The following is a 19471-nucleotide window of genomic DNA, read 5'->3' as shown; positions in this document are numbered from 1 at the left end:
AGTTTCAAGCGACAGGGAGTTGACGCAGATCAGATGAGTCTAGCGTTCCAGCCAGATAAGGGAGGCAAACCGACCGGTGCGAGGGCTGCGCCGGTAGGAAAAGAAGCGTGGGTCGGTCACGGTGCACAACCCACCACCATAAACAGCCGTGACGCCGCGTGCTGCCAGGCGCAGACGGGCCAGCTTATAGATGTCGGCCATGAACTTGCCGGGGTTACGACTGGGCACAAAGGCTTCGGCGGTGATCGGCAGCTGCAGCATGAAGGCTTCACGCACTTCCGGACCGACCTCAAAGGCTTGGGGACCGATTGCCGGGCCCAGCCATACCAATACTTGGTCTGGTTCGGTGTCGAGGCTCTCGAACGCGGCTTCCAGCACACCCGCTGCCAGGCCACGCCAACCGGCATGGGCCGCCGCCACGCGAGTGCCGGCGCGGTTGCAGAACAACACGGGCAGGCAATCGGCGGTCATGGCGGTGCAGGCGATGCCTGGGGTGCTGGTCCAACTGCCATCGGCTTCGGCGATGCGCGCAGGATCAGCCTCGACCACGTTCACGCCATGAACCTGGCGCAACCAGGCCGGCTGAATAGAAAAGGCCTCAGTCAGACGACGGCGATTCTCAAGGACGGCCTCCAGGCTGTCCTCGACATGATCGCCCAGGTTGAGGCTGTCAAACGGCGCCAGACTGACGCCGCCCGCACGGGTGGTGACGCAGGCTTTCACCTGAGCCGGCGCAGGCCAGTCAGGAATCAGCCAGTCACTCATCCGATAAACGCCTCGCGATCCTGCTTGAGCAGCGACAACAACCAGACGAGGTCGTCCGGGAGAGGCGATTCCCAGCTCATCCGCTTACCGCTCGTCGGATGATCCAGTTCCAGGAAGCGCGCATGCAGTGCCTGGCGTGGGAAGTTTTTCAGCGAATCAACCATGGTTGCACTGGCCGCCGGCGGAATACGGAAGCGACCACCGTAGGCAGGATCACCGACCAACGGGAAGTTGATGTGCGCCATGTGCACGCGAATCTGGTGAGTACGGCCGGTTTCCAGCTTGACCCGCACATGGGTGTGGGAACGGAAACGCTCCAACACTCGGTAGTGGCTGACGGCCTGCTTGCCGCCCTCCATTACCGCCATACGCTGGCGCTGCTGGCCATGGCGACCGATCGGGGCGTTGATCTTGCCGCCCGCCACCACCACGCCGATCACGATGCACTCGTAGATCCGGCTGACGCTGCGGCTCTGCAATTGTGTGACCAACTGCGTCTGCGCCTGAATGGTCTTGGCCACCACCATCAAGCCGGTGGTGTCCTTGTCCAGACGGTGCACGATGCCGCAGCGCGGGACGTTGATGATGTCCGGCACGTGGTGCAACAAGGCATTGAGCAAAGTGCCATCAGCGTGCCCAGCGGCCGGGTGAACCACCAGGCCTGCGGGTTTGTTGATGACCAGGATGTCGTCGTCTTCATAGACGATATCTAGCTCGATGTCCTGGGCGACCCATTCTCCCTGGGCTTCCTGCTCGGCAGTCAGCTCAAGAATCGCACCGCCATGGACTATGTCTCGCGGGCGGATAACCGCTCCATCCACAGTCAGGCGGCCGTCTTTGATCCAGGCGGAAAGGCGCGAGCGCGAGTGCTCAGCGAATAATTGTGCGGCGACTTGATCGAGGCGTTGGCCGCCCAATTCGGACGGCACCTCTGCGCGAAGTTCAATTTTATCGGACATGCTCAGACTAGGCGTGGCACAGCCTTTGGTTTCGGCTGCGCGCTTGTGGTTAAATACGGCGTCTTTTGCCCCGAGGCTTTCAACGGGGCGCTCATCATAACAGGACGGCCCCGCCCAAGACAGCGGCCGTCATAGGGACGCAAGCCGCCATGCAAGTGAAACACCTGCTGCTGATCGCCATCCTCGCCATGACTGCTGCTTGCTCGTCAACAAAGGAAGTCGTCGACGAAAACCTGAGCGAAGTCGAGTTGTACCAACTGGCTCAGAAAGACCTGGACAATAATAGCTTCACCAGCGCCACAGCCAAGCTGAAGGCACTGGAGTCGCGCTATCCGTTCGGGCGCTACGCCGACCAGGCACAGCTCGAGCTGATCTACGCCAACTACAAGAACGCCGAGCCGGAAGCTGCCAAGTCCGCCGCCGAGCGTTTCATTCGCCTGCATCCGCAGCACCCGAACGTCGACTACGCCTACTACATGAAGGGCCTGACTTCGTTCGACCAGGACGTCGGCCTGCTGGCGCGCTTCCTGCCGCTGGACATGACCAAGCGTGACCCGGGCGCTGCCCGCGACTCCTACAACGAGTTCGCCCAGCTGACCAGCCGCTACCCGAACAGCCGCTACGCGCCCGACGCCAAGCAGCGCATGATCTACCTGCGCAACCTGCTGGCTTCCTATGAGATCCACGTGGCTCACTACTACCTGACCCGTCAGGCCTACGTAGCTGCCGCCAACCGTGGTCGCTATGTGGTAGAGAACTTCCAGGAAACCCCCTCCGTGGGTGACGGCCTGGCCGTGATGACCGAGGCTTACCAGCGTCTGCACCTGGACGAACTGGCCAGCACCAGCCTGGAAACCTTGAAGCTCAACTACCCGGATCACCCAAGCCTGAAGGACGGCCAGTTCGTGCCTCAGGTTGCCGAAGCCGACAACCGTTCGTGGCTGAGCAAGTACACCCTGGGCCTGATCGAATCCCGTCCACCGCTGCCGCCGGGCGAAACCCGCGCCAACCAGGACGTGATCAAGCAGTACCAGGACGCCAAGGACGCCATTCCTTCGGACCTCAAGCCCCACGACGAGAACGGCGACGTGATCGAAGAGGAAGAACCGCAGGCCCTGGGCAACAACCAGGACCGTTCGTGGTTCAGCTACATGACCTTCGGTGTGTTCGACTGATTGCACCTGCCGTCATCAAAAAGGAGCCTTTCGAGGCTCCTTTTTTGTGGGCGGTATTATTGCGCTGTGCGCCTGGCACGTCCTTGGCTAAACTGGCGCATTCCTTGTCGAGAAACTGCCCATCATGCTTCGTCTACTGTTCTGGATTGCCGTCATTGCCGCCGCAGTATGGTTCTGGCGCAAATTCAAAAGCCCGGCCGCCAAGCAGCAACGCGCCAGCGAGCCTGACGCTGCCCTGATGGTGCGCTGCGCCCACTGCGGCGTGCACCTGCCGCAGGATCGCGCCTTGAGCTCGCGCCAGGAGTGGTATTGCACCCAGGCGCATTTGGAGCAAGGGCCAAAGTCTATCCAGCGTTGATCCGACCTTCGGGCGCATAAGGCGCGGGGTCGATGATCGGCGCACGCTCCAGCAGCAGATCGGTAAACAACTGGCACGACGCCGGCGCAAGCACCAGGCCATTGCGGTAATGGCCGCAGTTGAGCCACAAGCCCTTGAAGCCCGGCACTTGGCCGATGTAAGGAATACCTTCCGGCGAACCTGGGCGCAATCCGGCCCAATGCCCAACCACCTCGGCGTCCGCCAGCGCGGGAATCAACTCCACCGCCGAGGCCTTGAGGCTTTCCAGCGCCGTTTCAGTGGGGGTCTTATCGAAGCCTTCATGCTCCAGCGTGCTGCCGATCAGGATGTGCCCATCACGTCGGGGGATCGCGTAACGCCCCTTGGCCAGGACCATGCTCGACAGGAAATCCGAAGCGCATTTGTACAGGATCATCTGGCCCTTGACCGGTTCGACCGGCAGCGACAGGCCCAACGTACCAAGCAGCTCACCGCTCCAGGCGCCGGCCGCCAGTACGACCTGATCGCCGAAGATCGCCCCATCAGTAGTGCTCACCCCCACTACATTGCCCGCATCCAGCAAAAAACCCGTCACTTCACATTGTTCGTGAATGGTCACGCCGGGCAATGTCAGCAGTGCCGCCTTGAGGGATTTGACCAGACGCGGGTTGCGCACATTAGCGACGTTAGCCATGTAGATCGCATTGGCGTACCCGCCACCCAACACCGGAACGGCGTCATGGGCGGCCGACACGTCCACTTTGCTCAATGGACGGCCTTCGCGCGCAGCCCAGGCCAGGGCCTCGGCTTCATCGTCCAGGTCCAGCCAGTACAGGCCCGTGGTATGAACCTCTGGGTCAACACCGGTCTGCGCAAACAGGCGCTGCGCCAACTGTGGATAAAAGTCCTGGGACCAATGGGCCAGCGCAGTGACAGCGGGGCTGTAGCGCCACGGATACAGCGGCGAGACAATACCGCCGCCCGCCCAGGAGGACTCCTGCCCCAACCCCGCGCGCTCCAGCAACACCACTGCTTGCCCTTGGGTCGCCAGGTTGAACGCCGTCAACAAGCCGATGACCCCGCCACCGACAATCACTACCTGCTGTTGCTCTGCCATCATTTGATCCAGCCGATAAAAAGGAACAAGCGCACCTGGCGCCCAGTCATCCCGCACCCTCATCATTGCCCCCAGCACTGCCTGCGCGAGATGTCAGGTGCAGCGCCCGGATTGGTCCTCGCGCCGGTGCTGGTCAGGCTAAACGCGCCGCAAAGGTCGCCGGTCATGACCGAGTCGACGCCAGGCGTAGCCACCAGCTGGAAATCCTGAGGGTTCAATGCTGCGGTGATTCTATAGCGATCGTTGCCCGCACTGACGCCGCTTGCATCAATAAAAGTGCCGCTCCTCGTATAAAAACGTTCCAGATGCTGAGCCTGGTCGGTCAATAACGCGACGATTTCAGCGCGATAGACCTTTTTCATATGGCCGGTATAGCCGGGGTAAGCAATCCCGGCCAGCACGGCGATGATGGCCACGGCGATCAGTAACTCGATCAGTGTAAAACCCCGCCTGTCCATGCCCATTTCAACGCTCCTTATTGAAGTTGCCGCCAGGCCACCCGCCGGAAACGCGAGCCGCCCTCTTCTTCTACATGCGCATAGACGCTCTCCAGCACCGTGCGCAATTGGCCGCTCAACCCGACAGCCGTCACTCGATATACGTCGGCCACGGTTTGTGGTGGTAAATGCGCCAGCCCCACCGCGCCCCCCAGGGCTTGAACGCCGTATAGACCGCCGTCCAGTGCAGTCCAAGTAATGCCCGACACAGGGTCCACCCCAGCCCCAACCACCGAATAGGCGGCGGCCGGCGGTGCACAGGTGACAATCGACTGGCACGGCGGCAGCGTCGCAAATAACCGCTGCACCACCGACTCCCCACGCCGCAAGCCACTCTCGGCGCTTTGCAGCGATTGATTACGGTGCCAGAGACTGGCGGTGACCTTTTGCTGGCTGACCGCCCCTTGCATGGATGACAGACCGATCAGCGACAACAGCAACAACACCACCAGGCTGATCAGCAGCACCATGCCGGCCTGCCGCAGACGAATAGGCTTTTGAAGCATCATGTCAGCCCTACCCCAGACGGTTTCGAAGTGCCGCCACGACGCTGTAGGTTTGATCCTTCACGCGCTCGGTCGGGTCTCGCAGCGTCATCAGGATGCGCACGCTGCGTATCAAGGACAGGTCCGCCGGGCTTGCGTCGTAGCGCGCCACCTGCGTGGAAGACGGTTTGGCGGCCACGCCAAAGCTGATATCAAACCCTTGCACGTTATCCACCAACACCGCCTTGGCAGGCGCCGCAGGCGTGCTCACTCTCAATTGGCCCGCTTCGAAGGTGTAGGTGATCTGGCGCAGCGCAAACCTGATGTGTCCAGGGGCAGGCGCAGGCGCATTGCCGGCGTAAGACTGCGCGGTTCCTGTGCAATCGGACAACACCGTCCAGTCAGGCTTGCCACTCTGCTGACCAACATCCGCCGTCACCAGCGACAGCGACTTCACACCCGCCTCAGCCTTCCAACTGACAGGCTGATCAAAGGCTGCTGGAGCGTCGTCGATAAACGCCGTGGCCAGGCAGCCAAACATGCCCGCCTGGCGAATGTCCTGGACGATCTTGCCCAGCACGAACCGCGCATCGTCCTGCAGCAACATCGCCGCCTGCTGGCTGGCATGGGTGGCTCTGGAACTAATCACCACCTGGCTGACCCCAAGCACCACAACCAAGCCCACAGCCAACGCCAGCAGCACTTCCACCAGGCTGAAGCCCCGAACACGGTGCCTCATTGCGCCCCCCTCGATTCATCGCTGATGCGGCTGGTCAGGGTGAACGTTTCCCGAGCGCCCGGCCTGTTCGCGCCCCGGCTGTCGTCCCAACTGATGCTGACAGTCACCTCACCCGCACTGACCGACACCGAGCCTTTGGCGCTGGCCCCGGCAAAGCCGAGGATATTGGCCTCGAAATCATGCAGGTCCAGATCGCGCACGCTGGCGGATGCGCTGCTGGCCGGAGCACGCTCGGCCCGGCCCCAGGAGTAGTCGACCGCAGAATTGGCGCGGATCCGGTCAAGCATGTCATAGGCAATGAAACTGGCCTGGCTGGTCATTCGGGAACTGTCGGTGTACTTGAGCGCATTGAGCTGGATCACCGCCGTGCCCAACAGGCCAATGGCGAGGATCAATACGGCAACCAGCACCTCGATCAGCGTCATGCCAATTTGGTGCCGAGACAGATCCTGGGGGAAACCGGTGTTGGGGCAGGCAGGCATAACCGTCGTCATCCATGTCGAGGTCCGGAAAAAGCAGGAGAAACCTGCTGTGCGGCCCAAGACTAGCGTCGGTTTTTCGCTCGCGCTGCTCCTGGAACAAAGGGAAATACTTTGGACATGAAGGCCATCATTCGGCGCAATGCACTGGGCGCTATACCTAGGACTGCACCTGAACCCAAGGAGGGACGACACATGCACCAACAAGGTTTCACCCTGATCGAACTGCTGCTCGGGTTGATCGTGAGCGGCATCCTGGCTGGCCTGGCAACCCCCGGTTTCAAGGGGTTGCTGGACTCACAGCAGCGACACGGCGCGGCGCAATCCTTGACCGCAGGCCTGCGCTACGCACGCACCGAAGCCATCGCCCGTAACCAGGCGGTGGTCATTCATGCGCGTGAGAACAGCTGGAGCCAGGGCTGGCGGGTCATTGTGGATGCGAGCGGGCGCGGCCATTTGGATGACGACAACCCAGTCCTGCGGGAGCATCAGGACAATGGTGGAGTGACGATCGTTGGCAATGGGCCGGTCAAAAACCAGGTGCGCTTCAGCGGATTGGGCGAACCGGTTTTTTCAGGCGGAGGTTTTCGCGCTGGCACCGTGCACGTATGCGCCACAGATCTGGCGCAGAGCCTGTATCAGGTGGTACTGGCACCCAGCGGGCGCATCAGCCTGCGCAGCGAGCGTGCCGAGCAGGCGTTGTGCCGGAGCGACTCCGGCACACAGGTACTCAGAGCAGCGAGCGAACCCGTAGCTCCTTGGGCATGGAGAAGGTGATGTTCTCTTCGCGGCCAGCCAGTTCATCCGCACCGGTGGCACCCCAGGCATGCAACTGCTGGATAACGCCGCGCACCAGCACTTCCGGGGCGGAAGCGCCTGCCGTGATACCGATACGCTCGACGCCATCGAACCAGCTGCGCTGCATGTCTTCGGCGCCATCGATCAGGTACGCCGGGGTTGCCATGCGCTCGGCCAACTCACGCAGGCGGTTGGAGTTGGAGCTGTTAGGACTGCCAACAACCAGGACCACATCGCATTCATCGGCCAGTTGCTTGACCGCGTCCTGTCGGTTTTGGGTGGCGTAGCAGATGTCGTCCTTGCGTGGCCCACCGATGGCCGGGAAGCGCGCGCGCAGCGCGTCGATCACGCGGCTGGTGTCGTCCATGGACAAGGTGGTCTGGGTCACGAATGCCAGGCGCTCAGGGTTCTGTACCTGCAGGTTGGCGACGTCTTTTTCGTCTTCCACCAGGTAAATTGCCCCGCCATTGCTGGCGTCGTACTGACCCATGGTGCCTTCGACTTCCGGGTGACCGGCATGGCCGATCAGGATGCACTCTCGTCCGTCACGGCTGTAGCGCGCCACTTCGATGTGCACCTTGGTCACCAGCGGGCAGGTGGCATCGAAGACTTTCAGGCCGCGGCCTGCCGCTTCGGTACGTACTGCCTGGGAAACGCCGTGGGCACTGAAGATGACGATCACGTCATCCGGCACCTGGTCCAGTTCCTCGACAAAGATGGCGCCACGCGCGCGCAGGTCTTCGACCACGAATTTGTTGTGGACGACTTCATGGCGCACGTAAATCGGCGGCCCGAAAACTTCCAGGGCGCGGTTGACGATTTCGATCGCCCGGTCCACGCCGGCGCAGAAGCCACGGGGGTTGGCGAGTTTGATTTGCATGCTGTGCCTCGTGTCTTGCAGCGCAAGAAATTGGATCAACTCAACTCTGTAAGAGTAAGCCTCTGTAGGAGCCGGGCTTGCCCGCGATGCAAACGACTCGGTATATCAAGTACGCCGAGGTGACGCTATCACAGGCATGCCAGCTCCCACAGGAACCGGTTTAGTCAGTCAGAGCGCTTTAACGTCGATGATTTCAACGTCAAAGGTCAAGGTTTTACCGGCCAACGGGTGGTTGAAGTCGATGGTCACTTGCGCGTCATCGAAAGTCTTCACCACACCGGGCAGTTCGGTATTCGCCGCATCGTTGAAGATCACCAACAAGCCTTCCGACAGGTCCATGTCCTGGAACTGCGAACGCGGGATGATCTGCACATTTTGCGGGTTGGGCTGGCCAAAGGCGTTTTCCGGCAGGATCTGCAGGGTACGCTTGTCGCCAGCCTTGAAACCGAACAGGGCCGCTTCGAAGCCCGGCAGCAGGTTGCCATCACCGACCTTGAAGGTGGCCGGTGCTTTGTCGAATGTGCTGTCGACCGTGTCGCCATTCTCCAGGCGCAATGCGAAATGCAAAGTGACTTCCGTGTTCTGGCCGATGCGTTGCTCAGCCAATACCTGATCAGTCATTGACGGTCTCTCCGGTTTTCTTGCTTTTGAACATATCCAGCGCCAGCATGATCGCACCGACGGTGATGGCGCTGTCGGCAAAGTTGAACGCCGGGAAGTACCAGCGGTTCTGCCAATGCACCAGAATGAAGTCGATCACATGGCCCAGGGCAATGCGGTCGTACAGGTTGCCCAGCGCGCCGCCCAACACAAGGGCCAACGCAATAGCCAGCCAGGTGTCATCGCGGCCGAGACGCTTGAGCCACACCACCAGCACCGCACTGACCACCACGGCGATCAGGGCGAACAGCCAGCGCTGCCAGCCGCCGCCATCCGCCAGGAAGCTGAAAGCGGCGCCGGTGTTGTAGGCCAGGGTCCAGCTGAAGTAATCCGGGATCACCACGATCTGCTGGAACATCTCCAGGGAGCCCTCGAAATGAGCCTTGCTGGCCTGGTCGATGACCAGGACCAGCACACTCAATACGAGCCAGCCCAGACGTCCAAAACGACTGGCTGCATTAGGCATAGTGGCGAACCTCACCAGCACCCGAGATGTTGTCGACGCAGCGACCACAGATTTCCGGATGCTCAGGGTTCACGCCGACGTCTTCACGGCAGTGCCAGCAACGGGCGCATTTAGGGAAGGCCGACTTGACCACTTTGAGCTTGAGGCCAGGTACTTCGGTGGCGACCGCATCCGCCGGGGCCTGGGCGAATGGCGCCAGGCTTGCGGTGGAAGTAATCAGCACGAAGCGCAGTTCGTTGCTCAGCTTGGCCAGGTCCGCGGTCAGGCCGTCCTCGGCAAACAAGGTGACTTCGGCTTGCAGGTTGCCACCGACGGCCTTGGCCGCACGCTGCACTTCCAGTTCCTTGTTCACCGCGACCTTCACGGCCATCACACCTTCCCAATACTCGCGGCCCAGTTCGAAGTCGGCCGGCAGTTCGGTCAGGCCTTCGTACCAGGTGTTGAGCATCACGGACTCGTTACGCTCGCCCGGCAGGTATTCCCACAGTTCGTCGGCGGTGAAGGCCAGGATCGGCGCGATCCAGCGCACCAGCGCTTCGGAGATGTGATACAGCGCGGTCTGCGCCGAACGGCGGGCCTTGCTGTTGGCGCCGGTGGTGTACTGGCGGTCCTTGATGATGTCGAGGTAGAAGCCACCCAGCTCCTGCACGCAGAAGTTGTGGATCTTCGAGTAGACGTTCCAGAAACGGTATTCGCCGTAGTGCTCCTGCAACTCGCGTTGCAGCAACAGGGTACGGTCCACCGCCCAACGGTCCAGGGCGAGCATGTCCTCGGCTGGCAGGAGGTCGGTGGCCGGGTTGAAACCGGTCAGGTTCGACAGCAGGAAGCGTGCGGTGTTACGGATGCGGCGGTAGGCATCGGCGCTGCGCTGCAGAATCTGGTCCGACACGGCGATTTCGCCCGAATAGTCGGTCGACGCGACCCAAAGACGCATGATGTCGGCGCCCAGGGTGTCGTTGATCTTTTTCGGCTCGATCACGTTCTTCAGCGACTTGGACATCTTGCGGCCCGTCTCGTCGACGGTGAAGCCGTGGGTCAGCAGTTCGCGGTACGGCGCGTGGTTGTCGATGGCGCAACCTGTCAGCAGCGACGAGTGGAACCAGCCACGGTGTTGGTCCGAGCCTTCCAGGTACAGGTCGGCACGCGGGCCGGTTTCGTGACCCATGGGGTGCGAGCCGCGCAGCACGTGCCAGTGGGTGGTACCCGAGTCGAACCAGACGTCGAGGGTGTCGCTGATCTTGTCGTACTGCGGCGCTTCATCGCCCAGCAGCTCGGCGGCGTCCAGCTTGAACCAGGCTTCGATGCCTTCCTGTTCGACACGCTGGGCCACGACTTCCATCAGTTCGACGGTGCGTGGGTGCAGCTCGCCGCTTTCCTTGTTCAGGAAGAACGGGATCGGCACGCCCCAGTTACGCTGGCGGGAGATGCACCAGTCCGGGCGGTTGGCGATCATCGAGTGCAGGCGTGCCTGGCCCCAGGCCGGGACGAACTGGGTGTCTTCGATGGCTTTGAGCGAGCGTACACGCAAGGTGTCGCCGGTGGTCGGCTCTTTGTCCATGCCGATGAACCACTGCGCGGTGGCGCGGTAGATCAGCGGGGTCTTGTGGCGCCAGCAGTGCATGTAGCTGTGCTGGATGGTGGCGGTTTGCATCAGCGCACCGACTTCACGCAGCTTGTCGATGATCGGCTGGTCGGCCTTGAAGATGAACTGGCCGCCGAAGAACTCCAGCGAAGGCACATAGACGCCGTTGCTTTGCACCGGGTTGATGATGTCGTCGTTGACCAGGCCATATTTTTTGCAGATGACAAAGTCGTCCACGCCATAGGCCGGCGAGCAGTGAACAATGCCGGTACCCGAACCCAGTTCGACGTAGTCAGCCAGGTACACCGGCGACAGACGGTCATAGAACGGGTGGCGGAAATTGATCAGTTCCAGCGCAGAGCCGGTGGTGGTCGCGATCACCGAACCTTGCAGTTCGTAGCGGGCAAGGCATGCCTCGACCATTTCCTCGGCCAGCACCAGCAGGCGATCACCGACGTCCACCAGGGCGTAGGTGAATTCCGGGTGCACGTTCAACGCCTGGTTGGCCGGGATGGTCCACGGGGTGGTGGTCCAGATCACGATGGCCGCGGGCTTGCCCAGGCTTGCCAGGCCAAAGGCCTCGGCCAGCTTGGTGTCGTCGGCGATCGGGAAAGCCACGTCGATGGTCGAGGACTTCTTGTCTTCGTACTCGACTTCCGCTTCGGCCAGGGCCGAACCGCAGTCGAAGCACCAATTCACGGGCTTGAGGCCCTTGAACACGAAACCGCCCTTGACGATCTCGGCCAAGGCACGGATTTCACCGGCCTCGTTCTTGAAGTTCATGGTCTTGTACGGGTTGTCCCATTCGCCGAGCACGCCCAGGCGGATGAATTCGGACTTCTGCCCTTCGATCTGCTCGGTGGCATAGGCGCGGCACAGTTCGCGGGTTTTATCCGCGCCCAGGTTCTTGCCGTAGGTCACTTCGACTTTGTGTTCGATTGGCAGGCCGTGGCAGTCCCAGCCCGGGACATACGGCGCGTCGAAACCCGACAAGGTCTTCGAGCGCAGGATCATGTCCTTGAGAATCTTGTTCAGCGCATGACCGATGTGAATCGTGCCGTTGGCATAAGGAGGGCCGTCGTGCAGGACGAATTTCGGACGATCCTTGCCAATTTCGCGCAACTTTCCGTACAGGCCAATACTGTCCCAGCGCTGCAGGATCTGCGGTTCGCGCTGTGGCAGGCCGGCCTTCATTGGGAAGGCGGTGTCCGGAAGGTTTAGCGTGGCTTTATAGTCGGTCATTTAAGGCTCTTCGGTTAGCGATGGGCGCTAGGTGCGGCTAGTGCACGGGCGGCGGCGACATCCGCATTGATCGCCGTTTTCAACGCCTCAAGGGAGGCGAAACGCTGCTCTTCACGCAGCTTTTGGTGGAAAACCACCGTCAAACGCCGGTCATACAGATCACCGGCAAAATCCAGCAGGTGTACTTCCAGGTGGGCCTTGCCATCACCTGCAACCGTGGGCCTGACACCTATATTGGCGACTCCCGGCCACGATTGGCCGTCGATGTCGACGCTCACCAGGTAAACCCCGGTCAGCGGCACACGACGGCGCTTGAGTTGCACGTTGGCGGTTGGCGTGCCCAATTGGCGCGCCAGCTTCTGGCCGTGCAGGACCCGTCCGGCAATGCGGAACGGGCGACCGAGCAAACGCTCGGCCAAGGCGAAGTCGGCAGCGGCCAGGGCGTTACGCACCTGGGTACTGCTCACGCGCAGGCCGTCCAGTTCGACGGTTTGCGCGGCTTCGACGGTAAAACCCTGGTTGACGCCCGCATGCTGCAGAAAATCGAAATCCCCGACGCGGTCGCAACCAAAGCGGAAGTCGTCACCCACCTCCAAATGCTGCACGCCCAGGCCATCGACCAGGATACGGTCGACAAACTCGGCGGCGCTCAGGCTTTGCAAACGCTGGTTGAAAGCCAGGCAGAGGACACGGTCCACGCCCTCTTCCGCCAGCAATTGCAGCTTGTCCCGCAGGCGGGCCAGCCGGGCTGGCGCAGTCTCGGGGGTGAAGTATTCCCGCGGCTGTGGCTCGAAAATCACCACGCAGCTGGGCACGCCCAACTCGACCGCACGCTCGCGCAGCCTAGCCAGGATAGCCTGGTGGCCACGGTGAACACCGTCAAAGTTGCCAATAGTGGCGACGCAGCCCCGATGCTCGGGGCGCAGGTTGTGGAGACCTCGAACCAGCTGCATAACGCGCTTCTTGCTCATAAAGTGGTCGATTATAACCACACCCGGCCCCGGACGACAGGCAACAGCACAGGCCAAATGGATCGAATCGATAAAACAACGGTTTTATCGCGGCAAACTCTCTAACCCAGGGACTTGCGATTGAAATCCCGCAGGCGGAAGCCCTGCACCAGCAACATCCCGAAGTACACCACCACGCCCGCAACGACCAGCACGCCAAGGCGCAGGAAGCGCTCCAGCATATGGCCTTCGTCCCAGGCCGGCATGAAGTGCATCAAACCCAGCAGCACGGCCGACATCACCCCCACCGCCACCAGCAGCTTGAGGGCAAACAGGCCCCAGCCTGGCTGTGGCTGGAACATTTGCTGTTTACGCAGTTGGTAAAACAACAATCCGGCATTGATGCATGCGCCGGCACTGATGGCCAGGGCCAGGCCAGCGTGCGCCAGCGGCCCGATGAACACCAGGTTGAGCAATTGCGTGACGATCAGCGTGAAAATCGCGATCTTGACCGGCGTACGGATGTTTTGCTGGGCATAGAAGCCGGGGGCCAGCACTTTGATCACGATAATGCCGAGCAGGCCGACGGAGTAGGCGATCAGCGCATGCTGCGTCATCAAGGCATCATGGGCATCGAACTGGCCGTATTGGAACAGCGCCACGGTCAACGGCTCGGCCAGGATCCCCAGCGCCAGGGCACACGGCAGCACCAGCACAAAGCACAGGCGCAGGCCCCAATCGAGGATACGCGAGTATTCCTGGCGATCCTTGCTGGCATAGGTGCGCGCCAGGGTCGGCAGCAGGATCGTGCCCAGCGCCACGCCCAGCACGCCGGACGGCAACTCCATCAGGCGGTCGGCGTAGTACATCCACGACACCGAGCCGGACACCAGCAACGAGGCGAACGCCGTGTTGATGATCAGCGAAATCTGACTGACCGACACGCCCAGGATCGCCGGCAACATATTGCGCATCACGCGCCACACGCCGGTGTCCTTGAGGTTCAGGCGCGGCAACACGAGCATGCCGATCTTTTTCAGGTGCGGCAGCTGATAGAGCAGTTGCGCCAGGCCGCCCGCCAATACGGCCCAACCGAGGGCCATTACCGGCGGATCGAAATACGGGGTAAGAAACAGCGCGAAGATGATCATGCTGACGTTCAGCAGGGTCGGCACGAAGGCCGGCACCGAGAAACGGTTCCAGGTATTGAGGATCGCTCCGGCCAGGGATGACAGGGAGATCAGCAATATATAAGGAAAGGTCACCCGCAGCAGATCCGTGGTCAGCGCGAACTTTTCCGGGGTATTGGCAAAGCCGGGGGCCGTGGCCCAGATCACCCAGGGCGCGGCGAGCATGCCGAGGAGGGTCACCAGCATCAGTACCAGGGTCAACAGGCCCGAGACATAGGCAATGAACGTGCGGGTGGCTTCCTCGCCCTGCTGGGTCTTGTATTCGGCCAGGATCGGCACGAATGCCTGGGAAAACGCGCCTTCGGCGAAGATCCGTCGGAGCAGATTAGGCAATTTGAACGCAATAAAGAAGGCGTCCGTGGCCATGCTCGCGCCAAAAATGCGCGCCAGCAACGTGTCACGCACAAACCCCAGAACACGGGAGATCATCGTGATAGAGCTGACAGCGGCCAGCGATTTGAGCAGATTCATTGAAAGAGTTTGCGCCTTTAGATAAAGAGCAGGCGAACAAAGCGCCCACTTATGCGATACTGCGCGCCTGCAACAGCACAGAGCCAAAGCTCGCGAGTTTACAGGTCAAGCGCCGGAAATAAATCACCCGCCTCTTCAGATCGACCACTCAGCAGTTCGCATCAGCCGCTCTTGACAACCCATCAAGTCATCGGCATGATTCGCGGCCTATTTTGTTTGCTATTTCCTAAAAAGTCTTTCGAGGAGCTCGACGGTGGCCAACACACCTTCCGCCAAAAAACGTGCAAAACAGGCTGAGAAGCGTCGCAGCCACAACGCCAGCCTGCGTTCCATGGTTCGTACCTACATCAAGAATGTAGTTAAAGCCATCGACACCAAAGACGCTGAAAAAGCTCAAGCAGCTTACGTTCTGGCTGTGCCAGTTATCGACCGCATGGCCGATAAAGGCATCATCCACAAGAACAAGGCCGCTCGTCATAAGAGCCGCCTGAATGGCCACATCAAGGCTCTGAGCGTTCCTGCTGCAGCCTAAGTGGTAACAACTGCAACGCAACCCAGGTTGCGAAACAGTTAAGAAATGCCCCGTACCGAAAGGTCCGGGGCATTTTTGTTTGTGTGGGAGCGGGCTTGCTCGCGAATGCGGAGTGTCAGTTACCAGATGAGATGTATTGACTGATCCACTGCATTCGCGAGCAAGCCCGCTCCCACATTTCGACCGCAGTGTATTTTCAAGACAAAAAAAACGCCCCGAACCAGTCGGGGCGTTTTTGCTACCTATTGATCAAACCACGATCAATGGTGGTGACCACCTTCACCGTGAACATGACCGTGCGCCACTTCTTCCTGGGAAGCGTCGCGGATGGCAACGATCTTCACTTGGAAGTTCAGGCGCTGGCCAGCCAGCGGGTGGTTGCCGTCGACGGTCACATCGTCACCGTCCAGATCACGGATGGTCACGATCTGCATTTGGCCGTCCGGCGCGGAAGCGTGGAACTGCATGCCCACTTCCAGCTCGTCAACGCCTTCGAACATGCTGCGGCTCAGGGTGCTGACCAGTTCGGCCGAGTACTCGCCGTAGGCATCTTCAGGTTCTACGGCAACGCTCAGCTCATCACCGACGCTCTTGCCTTCCAGTGCCTTTTCCAGGCCTGGGATGATGTTACCTGCGCCTTGCAGGTAGACCAGCGGCGCGCCGCCGGCGGAGCTGTCGATGACCTCACCAGCGTCGTTGGTCAGGGTATAGTCGATGGAGACAGCCTTGTTAGCGGCGATCGTCATGGGGCGAGACCTTTTGCATAAGAATGAAGAACGGACAAGTCTAAACAAGGATTTGCCCGAAAGCGAACAGAACCCGGACAGACGGGGCCGATCAACGGCTTCCTTCATCATCGGGCTCCATCAGGACGACGACCAGCACTGGGTCGCCGAGCTGTCCTGCGGCCACACCCAGCACCTGCGCCACCAGCCACCCTGGCAGTCCCGCGCCTGGGTGCTCGACCCCGCGCAACGCCTTGAAAAAATAGGCCAGCCCTTTGCCTGCGGCTGGTGTGCGCAAGCGCACGAATAACGATAACCTTGGCGCCTGATTCCCGGTAGACGTTCAATCATAGAACCTCACCGAAGCCATGCACCTTCAGAGAATTCGCATGCAGACTTTTTTTATCGCGCCCACCGATTTTGGTGTGGGTCTGACCTCCATCAGCCTCGGGCTGGTGCGTACCCTTGAGCGGGCCGGACTGAAAGTCGGCTTTTTCAAGCCGATTGCCCAACCGCACCCAGGCGATACGGGCCCCGAGCGTTCCACCGAACTGGTGGCGCGCACCCACGGCCTCAAGCCGCCACAGCCCCTGGGCCTGGCTCACGTGGAGCGCATGCTCGGCGACGGCCAGCTCGATGAACTGCTCGAAGAAATCATCACGCTGTACCAGCAAGCCGCCGTGGGCAAGGACGTGCTGATCGTCGAAGGCATGGTGCCGACCCGCAGCGCCAGCTATGCGGCGCGGGTCAACCTGCACCTGGCCAAGAGCCTGGATGCGGAAGTGATCCTGGTCTCAGCACCGGAAAATGAAGTGCTCACCGAGCTCTCCGGCCGCGTGGAATTGCAGGCCCAACTGTTCGGCGGCCCGAAAGACCCGAAAGTACTCGGCGTGATCCTCAACAAGGTGCGCACCGACGAAAGCATGGAAGCCTTCTCGGCGCGCCTCAAGGAACACTCACCCCTGTTACGCAGCGGCGATTTCCGCCTGCTCGGCTGCATTCCCTATCAGCCGGAACTCAACGCGCCACGCACCCGCGACGTGGCCGACCTGATGGGCGCGCAGATCCTCAACGCTGGCGACTACGAAACCCGGCGCATGACCAAGATCATCATCTGCGCCCGCACCATGCGTAACACCGTGGAGCTGCTCAAGCCCGGCGTGCTGGTGGTGACGCCCGGCGACCGCGACGACATCATTCTCGCCGTCAGCCTCGCGGCGATCAACGGCGTGCCGCTGGCCGGCCTGTTGCTTACCAGTGACACCTTGCCCGACCCGCGCATCATGGAGTTGTGCCGAGGTGCCTTCCAGGCCGGTCTGCCGGTGCTGTCAGTGAGCACCGGCTCCTACGACACCGCCAACCAGCTCAATAGCCTGAACAAAGAAATCCCCATCGATGACCGCGAGCGTGCGGAGATCATCACCGATTTCGTCGCCAGCCACCTGGATGCGCGCTGGTTGCACCAACGCTGCGGCACACCCCGGGAAATGCGCCTGTCACCGGCGGTGTTCCGCTACCAGTTGATCCAGCGCGCCCAGGCCGCCAACAAGCGCATCGTGCTGCCCGAAGGCAGCGAGCCGCTGACCGTGCAAGCGGCCGCCATCTGCCAAGCGCGGGGGATTGCCCGTTGCGTGCTGCTGGCCAAGCCGGCAGACGTGGAAGCGGTCGCCCGCGCCCAGGGTATCGAACTGCCCGAAGGCCTGGAGATTCTCGATCCGGACCTGATCCGCCAACGCTACGTCGAACCGATGGTGGCCCTGCGCAAGAGCAAGAGCCTCAATGCGCCGATGGCCGAGCAGCAACTGGAAGACACGGTGGTGATCGCCACCATGATGCTTGCGCTGGACGAAGTGGACGGCCTGGTCTCCGGGGTTATTCACTCCACCGCCAACACCATCCGCCCTGCCTTGCAGTTGATCAAGACGGCACCGGGCTGCACCCTGGTGTCGTCGGTGTTCTTCATGCTGTTCCCCGAGCAGGTGCTGGTGTACGGCGACTGTGTGATGAATCCGCACCCCAGCGCGGCCGAATTGGCGGAAATTGCCCTGCAAAGCGCCGATTCAGCGGCTGCATTCGGCATCACCCCGCGTGTGGCGATGATCAGCTACTCGAGTGGTGACTCGGCCAGCGGTGAAGAAGTGGAAAAAGTCCGCGAAGCCACCCTGCTCGCCCACGAACAGCAAAGCTCGCTGTTGATCGACGGCCCGCTGCAATACGACGCTGCCGCCAACGAAAACGTAGCCCGACAACTGGCCCCCAACAGCCAGGTCGCCGGCAAGGCCACCGTGTTTGTGTTCCCCGACCTCAACACCGGCAACACCACGCACAAGGCCGTGCAGCGCAGCGCTGATTGCGTGAGCCTGGGGCCCATGCTCCAGGGCCTGCGCAAGCCGGTCAACGACCTTCCACGCGGCGCCCAGGTGGATGACATTGTGTACACCATCGCGCTCACTGCGATCCAAGCCGCCAACCGACCTATGGATATTTAAATGCTGGCTTTCCTACCTGCCGCCGTGCGCGGGGTGATTGCGTCGCTGTTGTTGGCGCTCAACACGATCCTGTTGTGTTCGTTCCTGTTTATCGTCGCGTTGTTCAAGGCGCTGCCGTTTGCCAAGCGCTTCAGCGAATGGCTGATGAACCACACCCATGAAGCCTGGGTCACCAACAACAAGGGCTGGATGAACCTGGTACGCCGCACGCGCTGGCACCTGACCGGGCTCGAAGGGCTGGACTATCAGCACTCGTATCTGGTGACCAGCAACCACCAGAGCTGGGTCGACATCATGGTGTTGCAATACGTGCTGAACCGGCGGATCCGTCCGCTGAAGTTCTTCCTCAAGCAGGAGCTGATCTGGGTGCCGGTGATTGGCCTGGCATGGTGGGCGCTGGGCTTTCCGTTCATGAAGCGCTACACCAAGGCCTACCTGGAAAAGCACCCGGAGAAGAAAGGCAAGGACCTGGAAACCACCCGCAAGACCTGTGCGAAATTTCGCGACAACCCGGTGGGCATATTCAACTTTGCCGAAGGTACGCGGTTTACGCCGGGCAAGCATGCCCAGCAGAACTCGCCGTTTCGCTACCTGCTAAAGCCCAAGGCGGGTGGTATCGCGTTTGTGCTGGATGCGATGGGTGAGCAGTTGAAGTCACTGGTCAACGTGACCATCCACTACCCTGCTGGCCGCCCAGGTTACTGGGATTTACTGTGCGGGAATGTGAAAGACGTGGTTGTGCAGTTTGAAGAGGTGCAGATTCCGGCCGAGTTCATTGGCAAGAATTATGAGCAGGATGGGGCGTATCGGTTGGCGTTTCAGGGCTGGATCAACCAGCTTTGGGAAGACAAGGACCTCCTGCTGGAAAAACTGCACAAAGATTTCCCAGGCGAACAGTAATCAACATGTGGGAGCGAGCTTGCTCGCGAAGGC

The 19471-nt window shown here is 61.0% G+C and carries 21 protein-coding genes; 7 read left to right on the top strand and 14 right to left on the bottom strand.

The features are described 5' to 3' along the window. Positions 1 to 39: 39 nt before the first annotated feature. Both pgeF and rluD read right to left on the bottom strand, forming a co-directional pair. Positions 40 to 765, bottom strand: coding sequence for a peptidoglycan editing factor PgeF (gene pgeF / locus AC4PS7_RS00565; RefSeq protein ID WP_021491919.1), 726 nt, complete (start codon positions 763 to 765; stop codon positions 40 to 42). Then, positions 762 to 1724 carry a 23S rRNA pseudouridine(1911/1915/1917) synthase RluD gene (gene rluD / locus AC4PS7_RS00560; RefSeq protein WP_010213248.1) on the bottom strand — a complete coding sequence of 321 codons (963 nt, stop codon included), beginning with the start codon at positions 1722 to 1724 and terminating at the stop codon, positions 762 to 764. The genes pgeF and rluD overlap by 4 nt, the downstream gene beginning before the upstream one ends. A 149-nt stretch (positions 1725 to 1873) precedes the next feature. Here rluD and AC4PS7_RS00555 point away from each other — a divergent pair, with 149 nt between their 5' ends. Together AC4PS7_RS00555 and AC4PS7_RS00550 are read left to right on the top strand one after the other, a co-directional pair. Then, positions 1874 to 2899, top strand: coding sequence for an outer membrane protein assembly factor BamD (locus AC4PS7_RS00555; RefSeq protein ID WP_010213249.1), 1026 nt, complete (start codon positions 1874 to 1876; stop codon positions 2897 to 2899). 124 nt (positions 2900 to 3023) lie between these two features. Next, positions 3024 to 3257, top strand: a complete 234-nt coding sequence (locus tag AC4PS7_RS00550) for a PP0621 family protein (RefSeq protein ID WP_010213250.1) — start codon at positions 3024 to 3026, stop codon at positions 3255 to 3257. Here the strand turns inward: AC4PS7_RS00550 and thiO are convergent. The 5 genes from thiO to pilV form a co-directional block, all read right to left on the bottom strand. Beyond that, a complete protein-coding gene (thiO, locus tag AC4PS7_RS00545; protein ID WP_457244437.1) occupies positions 3244 to 4353 on the bottom strand; it encodes a glycine oxidase ThiO in 1110 nt (369 codons plus the stop codon). The genes AC4PS7_RS00550 and thiO overlap by 14 nt on opposite strands. A gap of 62 nt (positions 4354 to 4415) precedes the next feature. Next, positions 4416 to 4817: a type IV pilin protein gene (locus AC4PS7_RS00540; protein ID WP_021491920.1), complete on the bottom strand. Its 402-nt coding sequence runs from the start codon at positions 4815 to 4817 to the stop codon at positions 4416 to 4418. Positions 4818 to 4828: 11 nt separating this feature from the next. Then, positions 4829 to 5359, bottom strand: coding sequence for a pilus assembly PilX family protein (locus tag AC4PS7_RS00535; RefSeq protein WP_021491921.1), 531 nt, complete (start codon positions 5357 to 5359; stop codon positions 4829 to 4831). Positions 5360 to 5366: 7 nt separating this feature from the next. After that, complete coding sequence (locus AC4PS7_RS00530) at positions 5367 to 6074, bottom strand: PilW family protein (protein WP_457244438.1); 708 nt, start codon at positions 6072 to 6074, stop codon at positions 5367 to 5369. After that, positions 6071 to 6556: a type IV pilus modification protein PilV gene (gene pilV / locus AC4PS7_RS00525; protein WP_021491922.1), complete on the bottom strand. Its 486-nt coding sequence runs from the start codon at positions 6554 to 6556 to the stop codon at positions 6071 to 6073. Before pilV ends, AC4PS7_RS00530 begins: the two co-directional genes overlap by 4 nt. A 192-nt stretch (positions 6557 to 6748) precedes the next feature. Here pilV and AC4PS7_RS00520 point away from each other — a divergent pair, with 192 nt between their 5' ends. After that, positions 6749 to 7330 (top strand): GspH/FimT family pseudopilin, encoded by a 582-nt coding sequence (locus tag AC4PS7_RS00520; RefSeq protein ID WP_021491923.1) that lies wholly within the window; start codon positions 6749 to 6751, stop codon positions 7328 to 7330. Here the strand turns inward: AC4PS7_RS00520 and ispH are convergent. From ispH to murJ, 6 genes are all read right to left on the bottom strand, one after another. Next, the gene (gene ispH / locus AC4PS7_RS00515; RefSeq protein WP_010213261.1) at positions 7284 to 8231 is read right to left on the bottom strand and encodes a 4-hydroxy-3-methylbut-2-enyl diphosphate reductase; all 948 of its coding nucleotides are present in this window, start codon (positions 8229 to 8231) and stop codon (positions 7284 to 7286) included. The two genes, AC4PS7_RS00520 and ispH, sit on opposite strands and share 47 nt — an antisense overlap. A 168-nt stretch (positions 8232 to 8399) precedes the next feature. After that, positions 8400 to 8837, bottom strand: a complete 438-nt coding sequence (gene fkpB / locus AC4PS7_RS00510) for an FKBP-type peptidyl-prolyl cis-trans isomerase (RefSeq protein ID WP_010213263.1) — start codon at positions 8835 to 8837, stop codon at positions 8400 to 8402. 7 nt (positions 8838 to 8844) lie between these two features. Continuing rightward, entirely contained in the window at positions 8845 to 9357 is a 513-nt protein-coding gene (gene lspA / locus AC4PS7_RS00505; RefSeq protein ID WP_010213265.1) for a signal peptidase II, read from the bottom strand. Then, a complete protein-coding gene (gene ileS, locus AC4PS7_RS00500) occupies positions 9350 to 12181 on the bottom strand; it encodes an isoleucine--tRNA ligase (RefSeq protein ID WP_010213267.1) in 2832 nt (943 codons plus the stop codon). Before ileS ends, lspA begins: the two co-directional genes overlap by 8 nt. Positions 12182 to 12195: 14 nt before the next feature. Continuing rightward, entirely contained in the window at positions 12196 to 13134 is a 939-nt protein-coding gene (gene ribF, locus AC4PS7_RS00495; RefSeq protein WP_010213269.1) for a bifunctional riboflavin kinase/FAD synthetase, read from the bottom strand. A gap of 119 nt (positions 13135 to 13253) precedes the next feature. Continuing rightward, on the bottom strand, positions 13254 to 14792 hold the full coding sequence (gene murJ, locus AC4PS7_RS00490) for a murein biosynthesis integral membrane protein MurJ (protein WP_042571053.1): 1539 nt from the start codon (positions 14790 to 14792) through the stop codon (positions 13254 to 13256). 253 nt (positions 14793 to 15045) lie between these two features. Here murJ and rpsT point away from each other — a divergent pair, with 253 nt between their 5' ends. Beyond that, entirely contained in the window at positions 15046 to 15324 is a 279-nt protein-coding gene (gene rpsT, locus AC4PS7_RS00485) for a 30S ribosomal protein S20 (protein WP_003188401.1), read from the top strand. A gap of 260 nt (positions 15325 to 15584) precedes the next feature. Here rpsT and AC4PS7_RS00480 read toward each other — a convergent pair whose 3' ends face one another. Beyond that, the gene (locus AC4PS7_RS00480; protein ID WP_010213275.1) at positions 15585 to 16070 is read right to left on the bottom strand and encodes an FKBP-type peptidyl-prolyl cis-trans isomerase; all 486 of its coding nucleotides are present in this window, start codon (positions 16068 to 16070) and stop codon (positions 15585 to 15587) included. Here AC4PS7_RS00480 and AC4PS7_RS00475 point away from each other — a divergent pair. From AC4PS7_RS00475 to yihG, 3 genes are all read left to right on the top strand, one after another. Then, complete coding sequence (locus AC4PS7_RS00475; RefSeq protein WP_144410422.1) at positions 16069 to 16359, top strand: DUF3565 domain-containing protein; 291 nt, start codon at positions 16069 to 16071, stop codon at positions 16357 to 16359. The genes AC4PS7_RS00480 and AC4PS7_RS00475 overlap by 2 nt on opposite strands. 79 nt (positions 16360 to 16438) lie before the next feature. Next, on the top strand, positions 16439 to 18538 hold the full coding sequence (gene pta, locus AC4PS7_RS00470) for a phosphate acetyltransferase (RefSeq protein ID WP_025856577.1): 2100 nt from the start codon (positions 16439 to 16441) through the stop codon (positions 18536 to 18538). After that, positions 18539 to 19438, top strand: a complete 900-nt coding sequence (yihG, locus tag AC4PS7_RS00465; protein ID WP_021491926.1) for a 1-acylglycerol-3-phosphate O-acyltransferase, YihG family — start codon at positions 18539 to 18541, stop codon at positions 19436 to 19438. The last annotated feature ends 33 nt before the right edge of the window (positions 19439 to 19471 follow it).

Source organism: Pseudomonas sp. DW-iso3 (assembly GCF_058725305.1).
Note: the sequence above shows the minus strand (reverse complement) of the source record. Positions and strands in the feature narration are given on the sequence as shown.

Excerpts from the sequence above, each read along its gene's own strand:
- pgeF (WP_021491919.1), bottom strand. The coding sequence starts at position 765 with ATGAGTGACTGGCTGATTCCTGACTGGCCTGCGCCGGCTCAGGTGAAA.
- rluD (WP_010213248.1), bottom strand. The coding sequence starts at position 1,724 with ATGTCCGATAAAATTGAACTTCGCGCAGAGGTGCCGTCCGAATTGGGC.
- AC4PS7_RS00555 (WP_010213249.1), top strand. The coding sequence starts at position 1,874 with ATGCAAGTGAAACACCTGCTGCTGATCGCCATCCTCGCCATGACTGCT.
- AC4PS7_RS00550 (WP_010213250.1), top strand. The coding sequence starts at position 3,024 with ATGCTTCGTCTACTGTTCTGGATTGCCGTCATTGCCGCCGCAGTATGG.
- thiO (WP_457244437.1), bottom strand. The coding sequence starts at position 4,353 with ATGGCAGAGCAACAGCAGGTAGTGATTGTCGGTGGCGGGGTCATCGGC.
- AC4PS7_RS00540 (WP_021491920.1), bottom strand. The coding sequence starts at position 4,817 with ATGGGCATGGACAGGCGGGGTTTTACACTGATCGAGTTACTGATCGCC.
- AC4PS7_RS00535 (WP_021491921.1), bottom strand. The coding sequence starts at position 5,359 with ATGATGCTTCAAAAGCCTATTCGTCTGCGGCAGGCCGGCATGGTGCTG.
- AC4PS7_RS00530 (WP_457244438.1), bottom strand. The coding sequence starts at position 6,074 with ATGAGGCACCGTGTTCGGGGCTTCAGCCTGGTGGAAGTGCTGCTGGCG.
- pilV (WP_021491922.1), bottom strand. The coding sequence starts at position 6,556 with ATGCCTGCCTGCCCCAACACCGGTTTCCCCCAGGATCTGTCTCGGCAC.
- AC4PS7_RS00520 (WP_021491923.1), top strand. The coding sequence starts at position 6,749 with ATGCACCAACAAGGTTTCACCCTGATCGAACTGCTGCTCGGGTTGATC.
- ispH (WP_010213261.1), bottom strand. The coding sequence starts at position 8,231 with ATGCAAATCAAACTCGCCAACCCCCGTGGCTTCTGCGCCGGCGTGGAC.
- lspA (WP_010213265.1), bottom strand. The coding sequence starts at position 9,357 with ATGCCTAATGCAGCCAGTCGTTTTGGACGTCTGGGCTGGCTCGTATTG.
- ileS (WP_010213267.1), bottom strand. The coding sequence starts at position 12,181 with ATGACCGACTATAAAGCCACGCTAAACCTTCCGGACACCGCCTTCCCA.
- ribF (WP_010213269.1), bottom strand. The coding sequence starts at position 13,134 with ATGCAGCTGGTTCGAGGTCTCCACAACCTGCGCCCCGAGCATCGGGGC.
- murJ (WP_042571053.1), bottom strand. The coding sequence starts at position 14,792 with ATGAATCTGCTCAAATCGCTGGCCGCTGTCAGCTCTATCACGATGATC.
- AC4PS7_RS00475 (WP_144410422.1), top strand. The coding sequence starts at position 16,069 with ATGGGGCGAGACCTTTTGCATAAGAATGAAGAACGGACAAGTCTAAAC.
- AC4PS7_RS00480 (WP_010213275.1), bottom strand. The coding sequence starts at position 16,070 with ATGACGATCGCCGCTAACAAGGCTGTCTCCATCGACTATACCCTGACC.
- pta (WP_025856577.1), top strand. The coding sequence starts at position 16,439 with ATGCAGACTTTTTTTATCGCGCCCACCGATTTTGGTGTGGGTCTGACC.
- yihG (WP_021491926.1), top strand. The coding sequence starts at position 18,539 with ATGCTGGCTTTCCTACCTGCCGCCGTGCGCGGGGTGATTGCGTCGCTG.